At 64.8% G+C, this 21,408-nt stretch carries 20 protein-coding genes; 6 read left to right on the forward strand and 14 right to left on the reverse strand.

The genetic code is table 11. The features are described 5' to 3' along the window. Nucleotides 1–9: 9 nt before the first annotated feature. Genes U4Y90_RS23380 through U4Y90_RS23415 form a run of 8 tightly spaced genes read right to left on the reverse strand, consistent with a single transcriptional unit; the run spans nucleotide 10 to nucleotide 8,484 of the window. A complete protein-coding gene (locus U4Y90_RS23380; RefSeq protein ID WP_321798098.1) occupies nucleotides 10–741 on the reverse strand; it encodes an aspartate/glutamate racemase family protein in 732 nt (243 codons plus the stop codon). Between the two features lie 12 nt (nucleotides 742–753). After that, nucleotides 754–2,139: an amidohydrolase family protein gene (locus U4Y90_RS23385; RefSeq protein ID WP_321798099.1), complete on the reverse strand. Its 1,386-nt coding sequence runs from the start codon at nucleotides 2,137–2,139 to the stop codon at nucleotides 754–756. Between the two features lie 24 nt (nucleotides 2,140–2,163). Further along, nucleotides 2,164–3,501 carry a nucleobase:cation symporter-2 family protein gene (locus tag U4Y90_RS23390; protein ID WP_321798100.1) on the reverse strand — a complete coding sequence of 446 codons (1,338 nt, stop codon included), beginning with the start codon at nucleotides 3,499–3,501 and terminating at the stop codon, nucleotides 2,164–2,166. A gap of 39 nt (nucleotides 3,502–3,540) precedes the next feature. Beyond that, nucleotides 3,541–4,590 carry a GTP-binding protein gene (locus U4Y90_RS23395; protein WP_321798101.1) on the reverse strand — a complete coding sequence of 350 codons (1,050 nt, stop codon included), beginning with the start codon at nucleotides 4,588–4,590 and terminating at the stop codon, nucleotides 3,541–3,543. 17 nt (nucleotides 4,591–4,607) lie between these two features. Then, nucleotides 4,608–5,183: a UbiX family flavin prenyltransferase gene (locus tag U4Y90_RS23400; RefSeq protein ID WP_321798102.1), complete on the reverse strand. Its 576-nt coding sequence runs from the start codon at nucleotides 5,181–5,183 to the stop codon at nucleotides 4,608–4,610. Then, nucleotides 5,180–6,565 carry a UbiD family decarboxylase gene (locus U4Y90_RS23405; RefSeq protein ID WP_321798103.1) on the reverse strand — a complete coding sequence of 462 codons (1,386 nt, stop codon included), beginning with the start codon at nucleotides 6,563–6,565 and terminating at the stop codon, nucleotides 5,180–5,182. Before U4Y90_RS23405 ends, U4Y90_RS23400 begins: the two co-directional genes overlap by 4 nt. 54 nt (nucleotides 6,566–6,619) lie before the next feature. Then, nucleotides 6,620–7,552 (reverse strand): amidohydrolase family protein, encoded by a 933-nt coding sequence (locus tag U4Y90_RS23410; protein ID WP_062259803.1) that lies wholly within the window; start codon nucleotides 7,550–7,552, stop codon nucleotides 6,620–6,622. Further along, a complete protein-coding gene (locus tag U4Y90_RS23415; protein ID WP_321798105.1) occupies nucleotides 7,552–8,484 on the reverse strand; it encodes an amidohydrolase family protein in 933 nt (310 codons plus the stop codon). The genes U4Y90_RS23410 and U4Y90_RS23415 overlap by 1 nt, the downstream gene beginning before the upstream one ends. Before the next feature lie 243 nt (nucleotides 8,485–8,727). On the opposite strand from U4Y90_RS23415, the gene U4Y90_RS23420 reads away from it, so the two are divergent. Continuing rightward, complete coding sequence (locus U4Y90_RS23420) at nucleotides 8,728–9,621, forward strand: LysR substrate-binding domain-containing protein (RefSeq protein WP_321798106.1); 894 nt, start codon at nucleotides 8,728–8,730, stop codon at nucleotides 9,619–9,621. Here U4Y90_RS23420 and U4Y90_RS23425 read toward each other — a convergent pair. Next, nucleotides 9,599–10,504, reverse strand: coding sequence for a LysR family transcriptional regulator (locus tag U4Y90_RS23425; protein ID WP_321798107.1), 906 nt, complete (start codon nucleotides 10,502–10,504; stop codon nucleotides 9,599–9,601). The two genes, U4Y90_RS23420 and U4Y90_RS23425, sit on opposite strands and share 23 nt — an antisense overlap. A gap of 106 nt (nucleotides 10,505–10,610) precedes the next feature. On the opposite strand from U4Y90_RS23425, the gene U4Y90_RS23430 reads away from it, so the two are divergent. Continuing rightward, nucleotides 10,611–11,066: a (2Fe-2S)-binding protein gene (locus tag U4Y90_RS23430; RefSeq protein WP_321798108.1), complete on the forward strand. Its 456-nt coding sequence runs from the start codon at nucleotides 10,611–10,613 to the stop codon at nucleotides 11,064–11,066. After that, nucleotides 11,067–13,280, forward strand: coding sequence for a xanthine dehydrogenase family protein molybdopterin-binding subunit (locus U4Y90_RS23435; protein ID WP_321798110.1), 2,214 nt, complete (start codon nucleotides 11,067–11,069; stop codon nucleotides 13,278–13,280). It begins immediately after the preceding gene. On the opposite strand, the gene U4Y90_RS23440 is transcribed toward U4Y90_RS23435, so the two are convergent. Next, nucleotides 13,277–14,176: a LysR family transcriptional regulator gene (locus U4Y90_RS23440; protein WP_321798111.1), complete on the reverse strand. Its 900-nt coding sequence runs from the start codon at nucleotides 14,174–14,176 to the stop codon at nucleotides 13,277–13,279. The genes U4Y90_RS23435 and U4Y90_RS23440 overlap by 4 nt on opposite strands. A 109-nt stretch (nucleotides 14,177–14,285) precedes the next feature. On the opposite strand from U4Y90_RS23440, the gene U4Y90_RS23445 reads away from it, so the two are divergent. Next, a complete protein-coding gene (locus tag U4Y90_RS23445; RefSeq protein WP_321798112.1) occupies nucleotides 14,286–15,440 on the forward strand; it encodes an amidohydrolase in 1,155 nt (384 codons plus the stop codon). 33 nt (nucleotides 15,441–15,473) lie between these two features. Further along, nucleotides 15,474–16,268 (forward strand): ABC transporter substrate-binding protein, encoded by a 795-nt coding sequence (locus U4Y90_RS23450; protein WP_321798114.1) that lies wholly within the window; start codon nucleotides 15,474–15,476, stop codon nucleotides 16,266–16,268. A 13-nt stretch (nucleotides 16,269–16,281) separates the two neighbouring features. Here U4Y90_RS23450 and U4Y90_RS23455 read toward each other — a convergent pair whose 3' ends face one another. After that, nucleotides 16,282–16,752 (reverse strand): VOC family protein, encoded by a 471-nt coding sequence (locus U4Y90_RS23455; protein WP_321798116.1) that lies wholly within the window; start codon nucleotides 16,750–16,752, stop codon nucleotides 16,282–16,284. Nucleotides 16,753–16,837: 85 nt separating this feature from the next. After that, nucleotides 16,838–18,757, reverse strand: coding sequence for an AAA family ATPase (locus U4Y90_RS23460; protein WP_321798118.1), 1,920 nt, complete (start codon nucleotides 18,755–18,757; stop codon nucleotides 16,838–16,840). 512 nt (nucleotides 18,758–19,269) lie between these two features. Here U4Y90_RS23460 and U4Y90_RS23465 point away from each other — a divergent pair. After that, entirely contained in the window at nucleotides 19,270–19,431 is a 162-nt protein-coding gene (locus U4Y90_RS23465) for a DUF1328 family protein (RefSeq protein WP_035508907.1), read from the forward strand. Between the two features lie 63 nt (nucleotides 19,432–19,494). On the opposite strand, the gene U4Y90_RS23470 is transcribed toward U4Y90_RS23465, so the two are convergent. Further along, entirely contained in the window at nucleotides 19,495–19,674 is a 180-nt protein-coding gene (locus U4Y90_RS23470) for a hypothetical protein (RefSeq protein WP_321798120.1), read from the reverse strand. A gap of 15 nt (nucleotides 19,675–19,689) precedes the next feature. Beyond that, nucleotides 19,690–21,396: an FAD-dependent oxidoreductase gene (locus U4Y90_RS23475; RefSeq protein ID WP_321798121.1), complete on the reverse strand. Its 1,707-nt coding sequence runs from the start codon at nucleotides 21,394–21,396 to the stop codon at nucleotides 19,690–19,692. Nucleotides 21,397–21,408: the final 12 nt, after the last annotated feature.

Genomic DNA, 21,408 nt, shown 5'->3' on the forward strand with positions numbered 1-21,408 from the left:
GTCGCCGCGTCACAGCCGCAGCGAGAACAGCTTGCCCCACATGGAGAGCGGCGACGGATCCACATCGAGCATCCTGAGCGCTTTCCATACGACGGTCGCGACCGTGTCATAGGCGGGAATGCTCGTGTCGCGCTCGAACGATTGCGCGAGATGCGCGGCATGGAGATTCGTGCAGAAGGTCGTCACCGCATCGGGACGAGCGAACGCGGTTTCGCGCATCATGCTGGCGAGCAGCGTGTCGGGCACTTCGGCGAAGCTGTAATTCTCGCTCAGGCCCAGATGCTGTTCCGCCACGCACTCGATGCCGAGCTGCTCGTAATTGCGGATGATGCGCTCCTGCACATCGTCGATATAAGGCGAGACGAGGCCGAGACGGCGCACGCCCGTCTTCGCGAGAATCTCGTTCAACGCCAGCACCGATGTCGTCGCGGGAATGCCGGTCGCTTCCGTCAACTGACGGCACAGCGCTTCGTCGCGCTCGAAGCCGAGCCAGCCCGCCGACGTGCCGCTCCAGCCGATCACGTCGACGCGCGCATCGGCGAGCTGCTTCGCTGCATCGAGTATGCAGTTCACGTCGAACTGGCCGAGCGCCTGGTCCGACAGACTGATCTGCGTGACGGTGAAGCGCGCGAAGTGCGCGCTCACGTGCGGCAGCGCGCTCAGCATCGCGCAGGTGATGGGTTCGAGCGCCGTGTTGGACGACGGCGTGAGAATCCCGAGTCTCAGGCGTTTCGTTTGCATCGCGATATCTCCCTAGTCGTCCAGTAAAGCCTTCACGCCCACGGCGGCTTCGCGGCGCAAGGCGTCGAGATCGAGTAAGGGAATCACGCCGTTATCGACGACCACGCGGCCGTTCACGATGTTGTAGCGCACGCGCACCGGCTCACCCGAGGCCACCGGCGCCACCGCGAGATCGTGATAGCCGTAAAAGCGCGGATCGTCGATGTCGTAGAGCACGAGGTCCGCGGCCTTGCCGACTTCGAGCGTGCCCACCGCATCGAGACCGAGCACGCCCGCGCCGCCCGCGCTGCCCCAGTGAATCGTTTCCTCGACGGTCGTCGCCGACGCACCCTGTGCCGCGCGATGCACGAGCCACGCGAAGTGCGCCTCGTTGATCATGCTGCCCGACTCGTTCGACGCGACGCCGTCGACCGCGAGCGACATCGGCACGCCCGCCGCGGCCATCTGCGGTGCGGGCGCGATGCCGCTGCCGAGCCGTGCGTTGCTCACCGGACAGTGCGAGCAGCCGCTGCCGGTTTCCGCGAGCATCGCGATTTCGCTCGCTTCGAGATGCACGAGATGCGCGAACCACACATCGGGACCGAGCCATTCGTGATCGGCGACGAACTCGACCGGCAGCTTGTCGAAGCGCTCGCGGCAGAAATCGACATAGCGCCGCGTCTCCGAAAGATGCGTGTGCATGCGCAGGCCCATGCCGCGCGCCGCACGAGAAATCTCGGGCAGCAGGTCGGGCGGCAACGAGAAGGTCGGTGTCGTCGGCGCAACGACGACGCGGCGCATCGAGGTGCTTCGCGCATCGTGATAACGCGCCTTCAGCCGTTCGATATCGGCGAGCATCTGGTCGAGCGTCTCGGGCTTCAGGGCGACCTTGGAGAAGCCCGGATGATCGCCCGCCGCCTGCAACGCGCCGCCGCGGCACAGCACGAAGCGCAGGCCGAACGAGGCCGCTTCGTCGAAGAGCAGATCGCCGGTTTCGGTGGTGCCGTCCGCGTGATAGAGATAGTGATGATCCGCGCAGGTCGTCACGCCCGACAGCAGCAACTCGGCCATGCCGAGCCGCGCGGCGACGCGCGCGAGTTCCGGCGTGAAGCGCGCGAGCCGCGGATACGGCACGGCGGCGAGCCATTCCTGAAGATCGGCGTTGATGCCGGAAGGCACCGCCTTCAACAGGTTCTGGAACAGGTGATGATGCGTGTTCACCCAGCCCGGATAGACGACGCACGAACGCGCATCGATGACGCGCTCGTCGTCGCGTGCTTCGAGATCCGGCCCGATCGCCGTGATGATGCCGTCACGGATGCGAATATCCGCCTGGCCGAGACGCGCGTCGTCGCCGCGCAAGCCGCTCATCACCGCAGCCGGATTTTTGATAAGTAATGCTTTATTAATTGAATTCATGGAGGGTTGTCCTGTCGTCACGTTTTACTCGCGCACCATATTGTGCGCGGGCACGACGTCTTCCTCGTGCGCGCCGTTGAGCACGGCGTTCAGCACGACCGATACGAGGCATGCGAGCACGACGCCGCTGTGCACGAACGGCTGCGTCCATTCGGGCATCTGCTTGAAGACTTGCGGCGCCATCACGGGAATGAGCGCGGTGGCGATCGTGAAACCGACGATCAGCACGTTATAGCGATTGCGCTCGAAGTCCACTTTCGAGAGCGTCTGCACGCCCGCCGCGACCACGACGCCGAACATCGCGATGCCCGCGCCGCCGAGCGCCGCCGCCGGCGTCGATGCGACGACCGCGCCGATCTTCGGCACCAGTGCGACCACGCACATGAGCACGCCGCTCACCGCAACGACCCATCGGCTGCGCACGCCGGTCAGGATCACGAGCCCGACATTCTCCATGAACGCGATGAACGGGAACGCAGCGAACATGCCGGCGATCGCGCTCGCGAGACCGTTCGCGCGCATGCCGCGCACGGCGTCTTCCTCGCTGATGTTCTTGTCGACGATATCGCCGATCGCGACGAAGAGGCCCATCGATTCGACCATCTGCACGACCATCACGACGATCATCGTCAGCACCGGCACCACGGAGAACACCGGCATGCCGAAGTGAAACGGCAGCGGCATCGTGAACCACGGCGCGTCGGCGACGTTGCGAAAGTCGCCCATGCCGAGCCCGCACGCCAGCACGCTGCCCGACACGAGACCGATCAGCACCGACAGATTGCGCAGGAACGCATTGGCGAAGCGATTGACCGCGAGGATCACGAGCGCGACGAACAGCGCGACGCAGAGAAACGGCAGCGCGCCGAAGTGCCGCGCATTCTCGCCGCCGCCCGCCCATTGATACGCGACGGGAAAGAGCTGCAGGCCGATCACGGTGACGATGCAGCCGGTCACGACGGGTGGAAAGAAACGCCGCAGACGTCCGACGAGCGGCGCCGCGAACATCGTGAATACGCCCGCGCCGATCACCGCGCCGCAAACGCCGGCGAAGCCGACGCCCGGACTCAGGCCGATCGCGATGACCGGCCCCACGCTGCTGAACGCGACGCCTTGCAGGATCGGCAGGCGCACGCCGAACTTCCAGACGCCGACGGTTTGCAGCACCGTCGAGATGCCCGAGCAGAAGAGCGCCGTGCTGATGAGCACGGTGGTGTCCGCGGGCGACATCTTCAATGCGGATGCGACGATCAGCGGCACGGCAATCGCGCCGATGTAAGCAACGAGCATGTGCTGCAGGCCGAGCGTGATCATCTGCCGTTTGGGCAGGACGCGATCGACAGGGTGTTGGTCGGTGTTCATCACGTGTCTCCTGATTATCGTTATCGGCGGCTTCGTTCGTCAGCCCGCGACCGGCACGGCGAGACAGGCATGGAAGCGCTCGGTCAGCGCGGCGCGATCGAGCTCGCGCCCGATGAACACGATTCGGCTCGAACGCGGCTCGAAGCCCCACGCCTGCGCCGCGCGCAGCTCGATGATGTCGTGCACGCCTTGCAGCACGTATCGGTACGGCTGCCCCTTCACCGCGAAGATGCCCTTCATGCGAAAGAGATTCGTCGCGTCCGATGCGCGCAGTTCCGCGAGCCATGCCTCCAGCGCGTCGAGATCGATGTCCGCTTCGACTTCGATGCCGACCGACGACACGCTTTCATCGTGGAGATGATCGTCGTGGTCTTCTTCATGATGATGATGATGGTGGTCATGCGCTTCATCGGCTTCGACGAGCTGCTGCGCGAACTCATTGGCGCCGACCCCGAGGATCTTGCGCAAATCGATCTGCGCATAGCTCGATTCGACGATCTCGGCCGTCGCGTTGAGCCCGCGCAGCCGCTCCTTCAACGACGCGATTTCCGGCGGCGTCACGAGATCGACCTTGTTGACGACGATGCGGTCCGCGCACACGATCTGGTCGACCGCCTGATTGTCGCGGCCATCGAGCACGAGATCGTCGAGATGCGCGGCGATGTGCTTCGCGTCGACCATCGTCACGACCGCGTCGAGCGTCACGCGTTGCGCGATCGGATCGTCGATGAAGAAGGTCTGCGCGACGGGATACGGGTCCGCGAGCCCGCTCGTCTCGACGATGATGTGATCGAGCCGCTCGGGCCGCTCGACCAGTATCCGCACGATGCGGACGAGATCCTCGCGCACCGCGCCGACACAGCACACGCAGCCGTTGGTCATTTCATAGATCTCTTCGGTCGATTCGAGCACGAGGCCGCCGTCGATGCCGACTTCGCCGAACTCGTTTTCGATCACGGCGATCTTGTGACCGTGCTTCTCGCGCAGGATGTAGTTGAGCAGCGTCGTCTTGCCCGCACCGAGAAAGCCGGTCAACACCGTGACGGGAATTTTTTCGAACGCGTTGTGAGTCGTATGGATATGAGTCATCGCTTCTCTCCTTTGAGTCAGTGAGCTTCGTGTTCCTTCCAGCGCCGCACGACGTTGCAATCGAGCCCGAACAGATCGAGCACGCGGCCGAGCGTGTGATCGATCATCTGGTCGAGCGTCGCGGGGCGCGCATAGAATGCGGGCACCGGCGGCGCGACGATGCCGCCCATTTCGGTGACGGCGATCATGTTGCGCAGATGCGCCAGCGTGTACGGCGTTTCGCGCGCGAGCAGCACGAGCGGCCGGCGCTCTTTCAACGTGACATCGGCGGCGCGCGAGATGAGACTCGACGAAAGCCCGCTGCCGATTTCCGCGAGCGTCTTCATCGAGCAGGGCGCGACGATCATGCCGAGCGTGCGGAACGAACCGCTGGAAATGGCGGCCGCCATGTCGTCGCTTCGATACGTGACGCTTGCGAGCGCGCTGACATCGGCGAGCTTGCAGTCGGTCTCGTGCTGCATCGTCAGGAGCGCGCTGCGCGAGATCGTCAGATGCGTTTCGATATCGAGTTCGCGCAGCAATTGCAGCAGGCGCACGCCGTACATGAAACCCGATGCGCCGCTGATGCCCACCGCGATGCGTCGTGTGCTCATCGCGCGGCTCCGTCGAGTATGTGCGCCGCGCGCTGCACGGCATCCTCGCCGATGCGCGCGCGCATGCCGTCGAAACGCGAGCCGCGCGTCGCGTCGATCCCCATGCGCGACGTCGTGCCATCGGCGGACGACGAGGGATCGAGCGGACTGCCCGGCAAGCCGCCGACGATGAACACGTCTTCATGCGGCTGCGAATGTGCGGAGATCGCCCACAGCACCTGCGAGTCGTCGGTGATGTCGATATCGCTGTCGACGGCGACCACATGCTTGAGATACGGGTCCCAGCCGAGCAGCGCGAGCATGATCTGGCGTGCTTCGCCATCGCGCGTCTGCTTCAGCGCGACATAGCAGTGAAAGTGCGTGCCGGAGTTCGGATAGTGCAGTGCGGTGACGGACGGAAAGCGCGCCTTCAGCTTCTCGCTCATTTCCGCTTCGCGCGGCAGGCGGGCGAGCGTCAGATGTTCGGCATACGGCCCGCCGACGACATCGACCAGCCATGCATCGCGGCGACGCATCATCGTGTCGACGCGCAGCACGTTGTTGGTCGAACGATCCGACGAATAGCCGGTGAACTCGCCGAACGGACCTTCGTCGGCGCGCGCATCGGGATCGATCGTGCCTTCGAGCACGAACTCCGCGGCGGCCGGCACGCCGATGCCATGACGCGGCGTGCGAACGAGTTCGAGCGGCGCGCCGAAGAGTCCGCCGGCGATCGCACGCTCATCGGCGCCGAAGGGCACGCGCGATGCCGCCGCGAGCATGAACAACGGATGCGCGCCGATGACCATCGCGACCTTCAGCGTGTCGCCGCGCGCCTGCGCCGTCTGCAACATGCGCCACAGGTGGCCGCGCGAATGCAGGCTCGTTGCGAGCGCGTTCTTCGCATGCAGCATCGAGCGGTGATAGCTGAGGTTGGCGACGCCCGTCACCGGGTCTTCCGCGACGATCACCGCATTCGTGATGTACGGGCCGCGATCGGTGGCGAAGTGGCGGATCATCGGCAGTGTCGCGAGATCGACCGCATCGGCTTCGATGACTTCATCGAGCACGGGGCCGCTCGCGACATGCACGGGCGCGATCGGCGCGTTCGCGCGTTGCTGATAAGCCTCGAAGAGGCCGCTCGCATCGACATCGAACAGACGGCCGATGCGCTCGCGCGATGCGAAGAAGTTGGTCGCCAAAGGCGTGCCGATGCCTTCGACGTGCTCGCATACGAGCATCGGATGCTGCCCGCGTGCGGCGAGCGCCGCGACGATCGCCGTGACATCCTGATCGGCGGACAAGGGCTGCGTGAGCGTCAGCACATCGCCGGGATAGCGCTCGCGATACGCATGCGTGAAGCAATGAAAGTCCTGCGTGGCGCGCAAGAGGTTATCGGCCATCGTGAGCTCCGTCGAGAGGAAGAAGGGCGCGTGACCGACCGCGCCCGCATGAGATCAGGCCGTCTGCGCGACTTCGTCGCTGGTCACGTACGTGGCCTTCAATCGCTTCTCCGCTTCGGCAAGATCCTTCGGCGGTTTGGTCGGCTCGATGCCCACCAGCCGCGCGATGTTGTTGCCCATGTAGTCCTCGAGGCCGTCTTCATCGAGATCCATGCCTTGCGGCGCGGGACCGCACAGCATTTCCAGCTCGCGCAGCCACATGCCCGGCTCGTTCGGCGGCGAGTCGGTGCCGAACACGATCTTGTTGCGCGGCAACTGACGCGCGAACTCGACGATGCGCGACTGATAGCACCAGCCCGATTCGCAATAGACGTTGGGTGTGTCCATCGCCATCCAGAACGCTTCGAACGAGTAATTGCCGCCCGTCTGAATCCCGAAGTGACCGATGATGAAATTCACCATCGGGAACTCGCGGATGATCGGATAGAACTGCGTGGGAATCGTGTAGGGTCCGTCGCCCGTATGGATCAGCACGACGACGCCCAGCTCGGCGCATTTCTTCATCGCCGGACGCAGCCAGTCGAGCGCGCGATCCGGCCGGTAGCCGTGCATGTTCGCGTGCAGCTTGAGCATCTTGAAGCCGTACTCCTTCACGTGGAATTCGAGTTCGGCCGCGCCGTTCTCCGGACCCCAGCGCGGGTTGTACGTGAAGTTGCCGATGAAGCGGTCCGGATACTTCTGCGTCAGCTCGGCGATATACGACATGTAATCGCGAATGCCTTCGCGGCCGCGCCGGTTGCCGTCGCGATAGCCGGTGTTGCCCGGCGGCGGCTGGATGAAGCCCATGTCGATGCGGCGCGGCTTGCCGTTGATGATGTACGGGCCGTCCATCATCTTCAGAAGGCGTTCGCCGGTGAAGGGCTCGCCCGTATGCCGCCAGGCTTCGTCGACGAGATTGGTCGGATGCAGATGGGTATCGATGATCATCAACGTGCTCCTGCGTAGTCGGCTTCTTTGTATTGGTCCAGACGGGCTCGTGCTTCTTCCACCGTCTTCGGGGGCGCGGTCGGTTCGAGGCCGAGCATGCGCGCGAGGTTGTTGCCGAGATAGTCTTCGAGCGTGTCTTCGTCGAGGTTGAGCCCTTGCGGCGGCTCATGGCACAGCACTTCGAGCAGGCGCAGCCACATGCCCGGCTCGTTGGGCGGCGTGTCGGAGCCGTACAGGATCTTGTGCGTGGGCAAGACCTTCGCGAACTCCACGATGCGCGACTGCAGGCACCAGCTCGATTCGCAATACACGTTCGGCGTATCGAGCGCCATCTGATACGGCTCGAAGCAGTACACGCCGCCGGTCTGCACGCCGAAGTGCGCCATGATGAACGGCACCGAAGGAAACTCGCGGATCAGCGGATACCATTCGCTCGGAATGCTGTACGGACCGTCGCCGGTATGCAGCTTCACAATGAGGCCAAGGTCCGCGCATTTGCGCAGTGCGGGGCGCAGCCAGTCGAGCGCGCGGTCCGGGCGATACGCGTGCATGTTCGCCTGCAACTGCACCATCCTGAAACCGTGCTCCTTCGCGTAGAACTCGATCGCGTCGGCGCCGTTCTCGGGGCCGCAGCGCGGGTTATAGACGAAGCAGCCGAGCAGGCGGTCGGGATACTTCTGCGTCATCTCGACGGTGTACGCCATGTAGTCGTCGATCGACTCGCGGCCGCTTCGCACGCCGTCGGTCCACGTATAGATGGTGTTGCCTTGCGGCGGCTGAATGAAAGCCTTGTCGATGCGGCGCGGCTTGCCGTTGATGATGTACGGGCCGTCCATCACCTCGATCAGACGCTCGCCCGAAAAGGGTTCGCCGTCATGGCGCCAGGCGAGGTCGACGAGATTGGTCGGATAACAGCTTGTGTCGATGATCATTGGTCTCGATCTCCTTGAGGGGAACTGGCGTGTCCAGTTGCCGGATCGCGGGCAGGCGCGTCGATGGAACAAAAGCTCTCGCGAGCTCGCCCATGCGGCCTTTTGCAAGACGCTTGTCGAAGCGCCTTCCCCTCGCCGGCATCGAGTGTCACACTGACGTGCACTGCTGCTTGCGATGCAGTCTCACAAGTTACGCACGCTCTGTACAATATTTTTTGACCACGATCTTGATACGTTAGCGATATGGACATGCGGCTTTTGCGGTACTTCGCGGTGCTCGCCGACGAACTGCATTTCGGGCGCGCAGCCGCGCGGCTGCACATTTCACAGCCGCCGCTGAGCCAGCAGATCCGCATCCTCGAAGAGGAAATGGGCACGGCGCTTTTTCTGCGCTCGCAACATCGCGTCGAGCTCACGGAGGCAGGGAAAACACTGAAGGAGCAGGCTCCGCTGATCTTCGCGCAGTTCGAGCGGGCGATCGATCTCACGCGTTGCGCGGGGCGCGGCGAAGTGGGCAGTCTCGAGATCGGCGTCATCAGCTCGGCGATGGTCGAACCGATTCCGCGCGCGCTCGGCGTGTTCGCGCGCAAGCATCCGCAAGTGAGATGGACGCTGCATGAGATGACGCCCGCCGCGCAGATTCAGGCGCTCAAGGAGCGGCGGCTCGATGTGTGCTTCTTTCGCGTGTCGCATGAAGATCCGGAAATCGTCAGCGAAGTCGTGTTGCGGGAGCCCGCGGTGGTGGCGCTGCCGTTGACGCATGCGTTCGCGTCACGCGGGCAGATCGCGTTGCGCGAGCTCGAAGCGGAACGCTTCCTGTCGTTCGGGTTGCTGCAATCGCAACTCGCGCGGTTTCTGCGCGACTGCTGCGTCGAGGCGGGATTCACGCCGCGCATCGAACAGGAAGTCGTCGAACTGCATACGCTGCTGTGTCTCGTGCGCGAAGGGCTCGGTGTCGCGCTGCTGCCGGCGTCGGCGCGGCAGTTGTCGAGCGGCGGCGTCGCCTTCGTGCCGCTTGCGTCGCCCTGTCCCGAAGTGTCGCTGCATGCGCGCTATCGCGCGGAAACGCCATCGCCCGTGCTGGCCCGGTTTCTCGACACGGTGCGCGACGTGGTCAGTCCCGCGCCCGCACGTTGACCGTTTGCGCGACGAGGCCGCGTATTGCATCGACGAGCGGCGCCACGCGCGCCGTTTTCTCGCGCGGCCATACGGCGTAGAGGTTGTAGTGCGTCGGGATCTCGACCGTGGTGAGTTCGATCAGCTTGCCTTCGCGTTGCGCATCGGCGGCGAGCAGGCCGCGTGCGAGTCCGGCGCCCACGCCCGCGCTCGCGGCCGCGATGAGCCCCGCGGCGTTGTCGAAGACGGCGACCGCATGCGGTTCCACTTCCGGCAATCCGGCGGCGGCGAGCCACGGAATCCATGAACGCTTGGTATAGCCGAGCAGGGGCAGCGCGAGCACTTGCTGTGGTGCGAGCGGTGCGCAAAGCCCGCGCGCCTGCAGCAGCGCGGGCGAGCCCATCACTGTCAGACGATCGCCGCAAACGAGGGCGTTCTCGAAGCCGTCCCATTCGCCGTAGCCGTAACGCAGCGCGAGATCGACGCGCTCGAATGCACTGCGATCGTGACGCGGCGCGGAAAGCAACGTCAGCGACGTGTTCGTCAACGCACCGAGCAACGCGGGCAGGCGCGCGACGAGCCAGCTTTGCGCCAGTTCGGGGTCGACGTCGAGCGTGATCGACTGCTTCACCGCGCGTTCCTTCACCGACGACAACGCGCGGTCGATCTGCTCGAAGCCATCGCCGAGCTGGTTCGCGAAGAGCGCGCCCGCATCGGTCAGCACGACGCGCGCGCCTTCGCGCACGAAAAGCGGCTGGCCGACGAACTCTTCGAGCGTGCGGATCTGCTGGCTGATCGCGCTGTGCGTGAGCGACAACTGGCGCGCCGCGCTCGAGAAGCTGCCTGAGCGGGCGGCCTGCAGAAAGGCCTGCATCGACTGGATCGAAGGATAGCGCTTCAACATGGGTGTTAGCCGGGCTTACGGATGATCAAAGAAATCGTCGCTGGCGTTCCGGCACGGCCGCTTCCGATAATGGCCGCACGCACGAACGACATTCAGGAGACAGCGCATGATCGAAATCATCGTCAATGACGCGCGGCACCCGCTCGACAATGTACCGGAAGACATGCCGCTGTTGTGGGTGCTGCGCGATCGCATCGGTTTGACGGGAACGAAATTCGGCTGCGGCGGCGGCTTTTGCGGCGCATGCACGGTGCATCTGGACGGCGAGGCGGTGCGCTCGTGTCTGTTGCCGATCGCGGCCGTGGCGGGCAGACGCATCACGACGATCGAAGGTCTGTCCAAAGACGGCGCGCATCCGTTGCAGCGCGCCTGGGTCGCGGAAGACGTGCCGCAATGCGGTTATTGCCAGTCGGGACAACTGATGCAGGCGGCGGCTTTCCTGAAGAGCAAGCCGTCCGTCACCGACGACGCCATCACCGCCGCGATGTCCGGCAACATCTGCCGCTGCGGCACCTACGCACGCATTCGCCGCGCCATCAAGCGCGCGGCGGCGGAGGTCTGAATGCTGATCGAACATGACGCAGCGCGCCGCCGTTTCATCAAGCAGAGTTCCGCGTTGCTGGCATCGGGACTGGCGATAGGCTTTCGCCTGCCCGACGCGCTGGCGAAGAGCGGCGATCCTCATCCGGGCAGCGGAGAATTCGAGCCGAATGCATGGGTACGCGTGCTCCCCGACGACACGGTCAAGCTGGTCGTCCACAAGCACGACTCGGGCACCGGCACGCGCACCGCGCTCGCGGCGCTCGTCGCGGAAGAGCTGGATGTCGATCCGTTTCACATCGACGTGATCACGCCCGAGAATCCCTTCTATGCCGATTACATTCATCCGTTGTGGAAGGTGTTTTCGACGGGCGGAAGCACGAGCGTGTCGCTCGAATACGATCGCTTGCGGCACGCGGGCGCAACCGCGCGCGCGATGCTGATCGCGGCGGCGGCGCAGCAATGGAACGTGCCGCCGTCCGCGTGCGCGACGGACAACGGCTTCGTGATCGACACCGCGAGCGGCGCGCGTGCGAGTTACGGATCGCTCGCTGTCGCCGCCGCGACCGTGCCGGCGCCGAAAGACGCGCCGTTGAAAGACGCATCGCAATTCAAGTACATCGGCAAGCTGCGCAAGAAACGCGACGCCGCCCAAAAGGTATGCGGCGCGTTCGCGTACAGCCTCGACGTGCGCTTGCCCGGCATGCTCGTCGCGGTCGTCACGCGCGCGCCCGTGATCGATGCGCGCGTGCGCAGCGTCGACGCCAAGGCGGCGCTCGCCGTGCCCGGCGTGCGGCAAGTGCTGCAGATACCCGGACGGCCGGACGTGCTCGGCGGCAATCAGGCGGGCGTCGCCGTGCTCGCCGACGATTACTGGTCCGCGCACAAGGGGCAGGCGGCGTTGCATGTCGAATGGGAAGACAGCCTGTTCGAAAACTTCGACAGCCGCGAGGTGTCGGCGCGGCAGGCCGCATGGCTCGACGATGCCGCCGCGCGCGTCGTGCCGACGGTCACGAACGGCGATGCCGCGGCGGTCCTGAAACGCGGCCCGCGCGTGATCCAGGCGTCGTACTCGATGCCGTACAAGGCGGCGAATCCGCTCGAACCCATCAACGTGACCGCGTGGGCGAAGGACGGCGGCATCGCGTATTGGGGCGGCTTGCAGGTGCCGTCGACGGCGCAGGAGGCGGCGCAAGTCATCGGCGGCATTCCGGCGAATCGTGTCGTGCTGCACGAGCTGGTTTCGGGCGGCAGCTTCGGTGCGCGCGAATCGAAGTACTGGCTTTTCGAAGTGACGTGGCTCGCGCTCAAAACCGGCCAGCCCGTCAAGCTGATGAACAGCCGCGAGGACGAAATGCGCGCGCTCTTCTATCACTCGGCGAGCCATCATCGCGGCCGGGCCGTGCTCGATGCGCGCGGCAACCTGTCCGCGCTGCAACTGCGGGCGGTGATGCCCGCATCGCCGGAGCAATGGGAGCCGGGCTATTTCGATCGTCCCGATCGCATGGACTACAGCACCACGGAAGCGATCAGCAAGTACGAGTTCGCGTATGGCGCGCCGAACGTCGATATCGGCTGGGTGCGTCATGAAACGGGCGTGCCGACGGGCTGGTATCGCGCGGTGAGTTATATCCCGAACGTGTTCGCGGTCGAGTCGTTCATGGATGAAGCCGCGCATGCGGGACATCGCGATCCTGTCGAGTTTCGCCTCGCGCACATGAAGGATGCGCGGCATGTCGCCGTATTGCGCGAGGCCGCGGCGCGAGCCGGCTGGGGCAAGCCGATGCCGCGCGGCACAGCGCTCGGCGTCGCGACGAATCGCGCGTATGGCAGCTATGTCGCGGTGATCGCGCGCGTGACGCGCCGGGACGACGGCATCGTGATCGAGAAGCTCACGTGCGTGGCCGACTGCGGGCTCGCGGTGTCGCCAGGCGGCGTCGAGGAGCAGTTATACGGCGGACTGATGTGGGGAATCGGGCATGCGCTCGCCGATCGCATCGATATCCGGCATGGCAGGGTTCAGCAGACCAATTTCGATTCGTATCGCGTGATGCGCATGAACGACATGCCCGACATCGACATTCACATCGTGCAGGGCGATCCGGCGAAGCCGGGCGGTGTCGGCGAGTTGTCGAGTCCGTCGGTTGCTCCGGCGATCGCCAACGCCGTATTCAGGCTGACGGGCACGCGCCTGCGCGAGACGCCGTTCGATCTGCGTCAGTCAGCCCGGAGCTAGGCTGTGCGCCGGATGCACCCGATGAAGCACTCGAGACTCGCGCTCAACACCAGATCCTTGCGGTACATGAGCCCCAGCGTGAGGCGCGTGGTGCGCGCGTCCGTGTGCAGACGTTCCATGCGGCCGAGCCGCATCTCGTCTTCGAGCAGCGGCTCGGGCCATACGCTGATCGTTCCCGCTTCCTGCGCGAGCTGCGCATAGAGCCGCTGCGACGTGCAGACGTTCACATGCGGCGGCATCGGCAAGGTGCTGTCGCCGCAGAGTTCGCGCCAGAACGCGGGAAAGCTGTCGCGCGTGTGGTAGTAGAGCCAGCGCGCGCCGTTGATGCGCGCGAGCTGCGTTTCGCGCGCGAGCGGATCGCCGCGCGGCGCGGCGAGCACTTGCGCCGATTCGCCGAGCGGCACGACGCGGTATTCCGCCGTGATGTCGCTGGCGGCGACGAACGCGACGCACAGATCGAAGGAGCCGTCGCGCAGGCCGTCGATGATCTGCGCCGGCGCGCATTCATACACGTTGAGCCGGACCTCGGGCAGCCGCTCGCGGAAAGCGCGCAACGCCTCGGGCATCGCAATCGACGATGCCAGCAACGACACGCCGATCGACAGCGTGCGCTCCACGCCCGACTTCATCGCTTCGAGCTCGCGCTCGGCGCTCACGATTTCCGCGACCACGGCGCGTGCGCGCCGCAACAGCGTTTCGCCGTAGCGCGTGAGACGCACGCCCGCGCCGCTGCGCTCCAGCAGTTGCACACCGAGGCGGGATTCCAGTTCCTTGATGCTCTTGGTCACCGCGGGCTGCGACACGTTCAACGCTTCGGCGGCGGCCATCAGCGTGCCGTGCTCGGCGATCGCGACGAGCGTCTGCAATTGTGCGGTCTTGAGCGTTCCTCGTTCCATAAGCGTTGGCTATATGCATGAGAAATTGGAAATCGGCGCGGGCCGGCGCGCCGCTAGTATGCGAACAGCGGCACGGATGAGAGGCCGAAGTATACAAGGAGGCGAAAGCGTGAGAACGAATACCGTCGACATCGATATCGACGAACTGGTCGCTTTGCGGCGCGACATTCACGCCAATCCCGAAGTCGCGTTCGACGAGCATCGCACGAGCGAGCTCGTCGCGGCGAAGTTGCGCGCATGGGACATCGAAACGCATACGGGAATCGGCGGGACGGGTGTCGTCGGCGTCGTGCATGGGCTGCGCGGCAAAGGGCGCACGATCGCATTGCGCGCCGACATGGACGCATTGCCGATGCAGGAAGAAGGCGTGCCGCTGCATCGCTCGCAACGCGCGGGCGTATTCCACGGATGCGGCCATGACGGCCACACGGCGATGCTGCTCGGCGCAGCGCGTCATTTCAGCGGACATCGCGATTTCGCGGGCACGGTCGTGCTCGTCTTTCAGCCCGCCGAGGAAACTGGCGGCGGCGCGAACGCGATGCTCGCGGACGGCATCGAAACGCGCTTCGCCTACGACGAGATCTACGCGCTGCACAATGCGCCGCATTTTGCGCCGGGCACGTTCGGCGTGCTCGACGGAGCGATGCTCGCTTCATGCGACGAGATCGTGATCGACATAGCAGGCGTCGGCGGACACGGGTCCGCGCCCGAGAAAACCAAAGATCCCGTGATGGCCGCCGCGCAGCTCATCTGCGCATTGCAGACGGTCGTGAGCCGCGCCGTCTGTCCGAACGCGACGGCCGTGCTGAGCATCGGCAGCGTGCACGCGGGCAGCGCGCCGAACGTGATTCCGTCGCACGCGGCGTTGACCGGCACGCTGCGCGCGTTCGACGAAGGCGTGCGTGCGCTGATGAAGTCGCGCATCCGCGCGATCTGCGAGGGCATCGCCATCACCAGCGAATGCGCGGTCTCGGTCGCGTTCCGCAACAGCTCGCCCGCGACGATCAATCATCGCGAGCAGGCGCAAGCCGCGGCGCGCGTGGCCGACGGACTCTTCGGCGCGCAGAACGTATTGCGCGATTTCGCCCCGCTCAACGGCTCCGAAGATTTCTCGGAGTTCCTGTTGCGCAAGCCCGGCGCATATGCGCTGCTGGGACAGGGCGGCGTGTATTGCCATCATCCCGAGTTCGATTTCAACGACGACGTGCTGCCGCTCGGCGTGCGCTTCTTCGTGGCGCTCGCGCTGGACCGCTGCGCCGCCTGAGTCCCTTTTATCCCTTGTCTGAAGGAGTTTTCGATGAAGCATCATCGAGTGCGCGCGCGCTTCGCGTCGGCGCTTCTCATGGCCGTCGCCATGACCGCGATGACGGGCGCGTGCGCCGCCGGCACCTTGCGCTTCGGCACTGACCCGAGCTATCCGCCGTATGAATACAAGCTGCCCGACGGTCGTCTGGCGGGACTCGACATCGACATCGGCAATGCGATGTGCGCGGCGGCGAACGTGAAGTGCGTCTGGGTGGAAAGCAGTTTCGACGGACTCATCGCCGGATTGCAGGCGCGCAAGTTCGATGCGATCAACGCGTCGATGGCGCCCACGGCCGCGCGGCGTGCCGTGATGGACTTCACGCAGCCCGTGTATGCGGCGGACATTCGTCTTGTCGCCGCGCGCGGCAGCGGTCTCGTGCCCGATGCGGCGAAGCTCGCGGGCAAGCGTGTCGGCGTGCTGCAAGGCTCGACGCAGGCGGCGTTCGCGAAGGCCAGTTGGGAGACGCGCGGCGTGATCGTGCGGGAGTATCCGGACCAGGACAGCATCTATGCGGACCTCGTCAACGGCAGGCTCGATGCGACCGTCGTGGTCGGTTCGGCGGCGCGGCTCGGCTTTCTCGCGAAACCGCAAGGCGCGCGCTTCGAGCTCGCGGGGCCGCGTATCGACGATCCCGCGATTCTCGGCGCGAGCAGCGTGATCGGCGTGCGCAAGGGCGATGGCAAGACGCTGCAGGCGCTCGATGCAGCCCTCACGCGGCTCAGGCAGGACGGCACGATAAGCCGCCTCGAAAGCCAGTATCTCGGCGCCGATCAGCGCGCGAAGTAACGCGTCTCGCCGCTCAATCGAGACGTTTGCGCGTCGTCAGGCCGCTCGCCGCGTCCCATTGCTCGGCCGTCATGCGCTGCACGGTGACGCCGAAGGTCCAGATATGTCCCTCGGGATCTTTCGCGCGATAGGTCCGGTCGCCGTAGAACTGCGTTTGCGGCTCCGCGATGATCGCCGCACCTGCCGCGCGTGCATGCGCGCAATGCGCATCGATGTCCTCGCCCTCGGGGAGCTGCACATGCACCGACTGCGTATTCTTGCCGCCGACCGAGCGCGGGCTCTTGTGGTCCTCGCTCCACTCGGTGCCGATCATGACGACGGAGTCGCCATACGACATTTCGGCATGGGCGAGATGCTCGTCGGCATCGAGCAGCACGAACATCGGCTCGAAACCGAACGCGGCTTCGAGCCAGCGGAACGCGACCTTCGGATCCTGATACGAAAGCGCGCTGGACAATCCTTTGCTGCGATAAGCGTCGGCCATGGCGGTGCTCCGGTGTGCCGTGCTGGAGTCGAAACACGTAGCAGAAAACGCGCATCGGCCGACCGGGCGCTTGCGCCGCCCGCGCTCAGGCGGCGAGCACTTCGTCGACCGTCGCCTGCGCTTCCGCGACCGCCGCCGCATGTTCGCGGATCAGACGATAAACCGTCTCGCCCGGCACCGTCTCCGATTCGAGCAACTGATCGGCGATCGCGCGCAGCACCGGCTCGTTCGCCTGCAGGAGCGCGAAGCATTCATCGCTTAGATCGTGCAGCAATGCGTTCGCATGGCCGATCGAATTCTTCAGTTGCAAGCCCGCGTACTGCTGCGGCAGCGCCGCGAGGCTGAACAGATTGCCTTCTTCGTTGAAGCCGAACTTCGACACCATGTCGAGGCTGATGCGCGATGCTTCCTGAAGATCCGACGCCGCGCCGCTCGACGCTTCGTCGAACATGAGCAGTTCCGCGTTGCGCCCGCCGAGAAGCACCTGAATCTCGTTGCGCAGTTCGGTCTCGCGATACAGATGCTTGTCCTGCATCTTCGTGATGAGCGCGACGCCCAGCGCGCCGCCGCGCGGCAGGATCGTCACTTCTTCGAGCACGCCCGTGCCGAGCAGCGCCGCAACGAGTCCGTGACCCGCTTCATGCACCGCGATGCGCGTGCGCTCGTCGTCGGACAATGCGCGCTCCGCGCCGTTGACATCGCCGATGCGCGCGATCTTGATCGCTTCGAGGAAATGCGTCGCGGACACTTCGCGCTGGCCCGCCTTGCGCGCGACGAGTCCCGCCTGATTCACGATCATCGACAATGTGGCGGGCGACAGGCCCGTCGTGAGACGCGCGAGCTGGTCGAAGTCGATGTCGTCGTGTTTCGTCTTCAGGCTCGCCGCGTAGAAGCGCAGGATATCCGCGCGGTCATCGACGCCCGGAAGACGCACTTGCACCGTGCGGTCGAAACGGCCGGGGCGACGCAGCGCTTCGTCGAGATTGTCCGGATGGTTCGTCGCCGCGACGATGATCACGCCTTCGTTCGATGCGAAGCCGTCCATTTCCGCGAGCAGTTGATTGATGATGCGATTGCTTTCCGCTTCGACCGGGCCGCCGCCGGTGTCGGTGCGCTTGCCGAGGCCGTCGGCTTCATCGATGAAGATCACGGTCGGCGCATTCTTGCGCGCGAGTTCGAACAGATGCTTCACTTTCTGAATGCCGACGCCGTAATACTTCGCGCTGAAATAGCTGCCGGTGATGGCGATGAAGTTCGCGCCGCATTCGCCCGCGAGCGCCTGCGCGAGCCGCGTCTTGCCGACGCCCGGGCCGCCCGTCATCAGAATGCCGCACGGCGCGCGCACGCCCATGCCGGTAAATTGTGCAGGCTCGGTGAGCCACGCGCGCACATCGGTGAGGGCGGCCTTGGCTTCTCCCGCGCCGATGACGTCATCGAAACGCAGCGTCGGCGCTTCGCCGAGCAATTTCGCGCCGCCGCGCATCTCGCGGCGCATGAACCAGAGAAGGCCACCGATCATCAAGAGCGGCAGCAACAGGCTCAGGATGTCGCGCGAGCGGTCGAACGTCTCGCTCCAGCGCGCGACGCCCGTGCGCACATCGGCGTCGGGCAGCCAGACCAGTTGATAGGGCGAGCTTTCGCCCGGCTTCATGTCGCCGAGCAAGAGCGCATTGGAGAACGCGCCATTGTGGTCGGCGACGTAATACTTCTCGCCTTTGAGGGTCGAGACGAGAATCGCATCCGGACTCACGCCGATCGTCCCGACATTCTTGCCGCGGATATCGGTCAGCATTTCCGATGCGTCTCTTTCCCGATGCGTCCACGGCGATGCGTCATGGCGCATCTGGCTCGCGACGCCCGTCAGCGCGGCGGATTGCGATTGCGCGACGCGCAACTCATGGCGCCAGTGCAGGAAGCTCGCGCCCGCCACAAGCGCGGCCGTGATCACTCCATACGCGATATATCGGCCAACGCGTGACCGCAGCGAATTCCTTGCCGGTTTCATCAATTCTTTCCCAATGGGGCCGCAAGGGCGGCGCCCTTCAATCTATCGTCGGACGAATGGCGTCCGAACGCGTCTCTGTGGTGCTTCGGTGGTGGGATGCCCGCGCGTATGTCTTGATGCTCAAGATGGCGAAGCGATCGACCTTAACCGCAGATCGTCAACCATGCGAGCATGGCCCTTTTTAGGGAGTGCTCCCGCTGGAATGGTGCCCGTGATGCATGACCATTCGATAACGCGGAGCAGCGCGCGAACGAGCGTTCGACATGCCGATTCAGGCTTCACGTCCCTTTTTTCTGATTAACGGCAGGTGACGAGTCTTCTTGACGGCGTGTAAAAAACGGATGATCCGCGCTCGCGGCGTGATGCAGGTTTGATGGCGTATGCAGGACGAGCCAAGGATATCACGGGAAAAATCTATGCTCCATCCGGTAAGGAATACTGCTTGCTTACCTACACTTCACCGTCCGCGCACATGGGGCGCGCGGCGAACCTGGTGAGAGGGAGAAAACATCATGTTGTATTACGCGTTGGTCTTTTTCATCATCGCGATCATCGCCGCCGCGCTCGGGTTCGGCGGCATCGCGGCAGGCGCGGCGAGCATCGCGAAGATCCTGTTCTTCATCTTCCTCGTGATATTCCTCGTCACGCTGGTCATGGGCCTCATGCGAAGGTGACGGCCCGCAACGAAGGCGTCGCGCCGAGGCTGGTCGGCGCGACGCCTTTTCTTCACCTTTTCTTCAACTTGCGATCCCGTTGCCCGCTTCGTCGATGAGCCTGAGCGACGTATCCGGATCGTCCATCTCGCCGATCGCGAGCAACGCGAAGCGCGCGAGAAACAGCGATGCCTTCGCTTCGCCGAGTTGCGTCATCGTTTTGCACAGACGCGTGTAGACGGTGTCGAGTTGTGCATCGGTCATGATGTTCTCCCTCGTTCAATCGGTTGATGTGGACAGCGCACGGGCGATCGCCGCTTCGATATCGTTCGGCTGCGCGTCGCGCCATCGGCCGAGCACATGGCCGTCGGGCCGGAGCACATACACCGTGCCGGGCTGCGCGTCATAACGCTCGAAAATGCGTCCCGTGTGATCCCATGCGTGAACGCCCGGCGTATGCGGATTCAGATGCGCGCTCAACGGCACGATCCTGAGCGCGACGCCGCCGGCGCGCAGCGCGCTAGCGAGCGTCGTGAACGGCACCGGCGCGATGCCGTCTGCCGTGAAGCACAGCGCCGTGAAGGTCGGGCCCGCGAGATCGGTCAGGTGCGCTTCGCGTCCATGCCCGCTTTCGACGATCGTCAGCGGAAACTCCATCAGCACCGCGCCGGGAACCGGGCCCGATGCGAACGCGTCGCGATCCGCGATGTTCAACGGCGAGCCCGCATACGTGATCGCCGACGTCTGCCGCGGATTGATCAGCGAGCGCACTTCGGGGTGCCCGGCTGCGAGACTCAGCACGGCGGTACGCATCAGATCGAATGCGAACGAGGGCGGCGCCATGAACTCCGTGCTTTTCGTGCCGTAGCTCAGGTTTTCGTGCGTGGCGGCGACGCGCTCGTCGGAATAGCTGTCGAGCAGCGCATCGGATGCGAGACCTTTGACGACGAACGCGAGCTTCCACGCGATGTTGTCGGCATCGTCGATACCGGAGTTCGCGCCGCGCACGCCGAAGATCGGCACCAGATGCGCGGCATCGCCCGCGAACATCACGCGCCGATGCCGATAGCGTTCGAGCGTCAGCGCATTCGCCTTGTAGATCGTGATCCAGATCGGCGACCACGCGCCTTTCTCGCCCATCATGTCGAGCAGGCTTTGCACGCGCGGCATCACGTTTTCCGGCTTCACGGCGGCGTCGGCGTCCTCGCCGTCGCGCAACTGGTAGTCGATGCGCCATACGTTGTCGGGCTGCTTGTGCACGAGCACGGTCGAGCCCGGATTCGAAGACGGATCGAAGTACGCGAGGCGCTCGGTCGGCCGCTCGCTGTCCAGTTCGATATCGACGATCACGTAACGGCCTTCGTAGCTCGTGCCTTGCAACTGCAGTCCGAGCGCTTCGCGGATCGCGCTGCGGCCGCCGTCGCATGCGACGACCCACCCGGTTTCGAGCGCATAGTCGCCCTCGGGCGTCGTGAGTTGCAGCGTCGCGCCGTCGTCGCGTGCATCGATCGACGAGACGCGTGTCTGCCAGCGAATATCGATCAGGTCCGCACGCTTCTCGGCGGCATCGAGCAGAAACTGTTCGATGTGATACTGCGCGAGATTGACCATCGGCGGGAGCTTCTGGTTTTCGTCCTGCGGCATCGTGAAGTGCAGCACTTCGGTGTCGCGATAGAAGCTGCGTCCACCGGTCCACGGCAGGCCGGTCGCGAGAAAGCCGTCGAGCGCGCCGAGTCGTTCGATGATCTCCAGGCTGCGCCGCGAGATGCAGATCGCGCGGCTGCCGTGACACACCGAATCGTCCGCTTCGATCAGCACGGAGCGCACGCCATGATTCGCGAGCCCGAGCGCGACCGCGAGACCGACCGGGCCGCCGCCGACGATCGTCACGTCATGACGCTTCGCGTCGACGCCATGCTGCAACGGCGGAATGCGCGCCGGGTACTTTTTCGCCGTGAACGGATACGGCTTGAATGTCTTGTTCATGCAGTGCTCCTT

The sequence above is a fragment of the Caballeronia sp. J97 genome, from assembly GCF_905220305.1.
Lineage (GTDB): Bacteria > Pseudomonadota > Gammaproteobacteria > Burkholderiales > Burkholderiaceae > Caballeronia.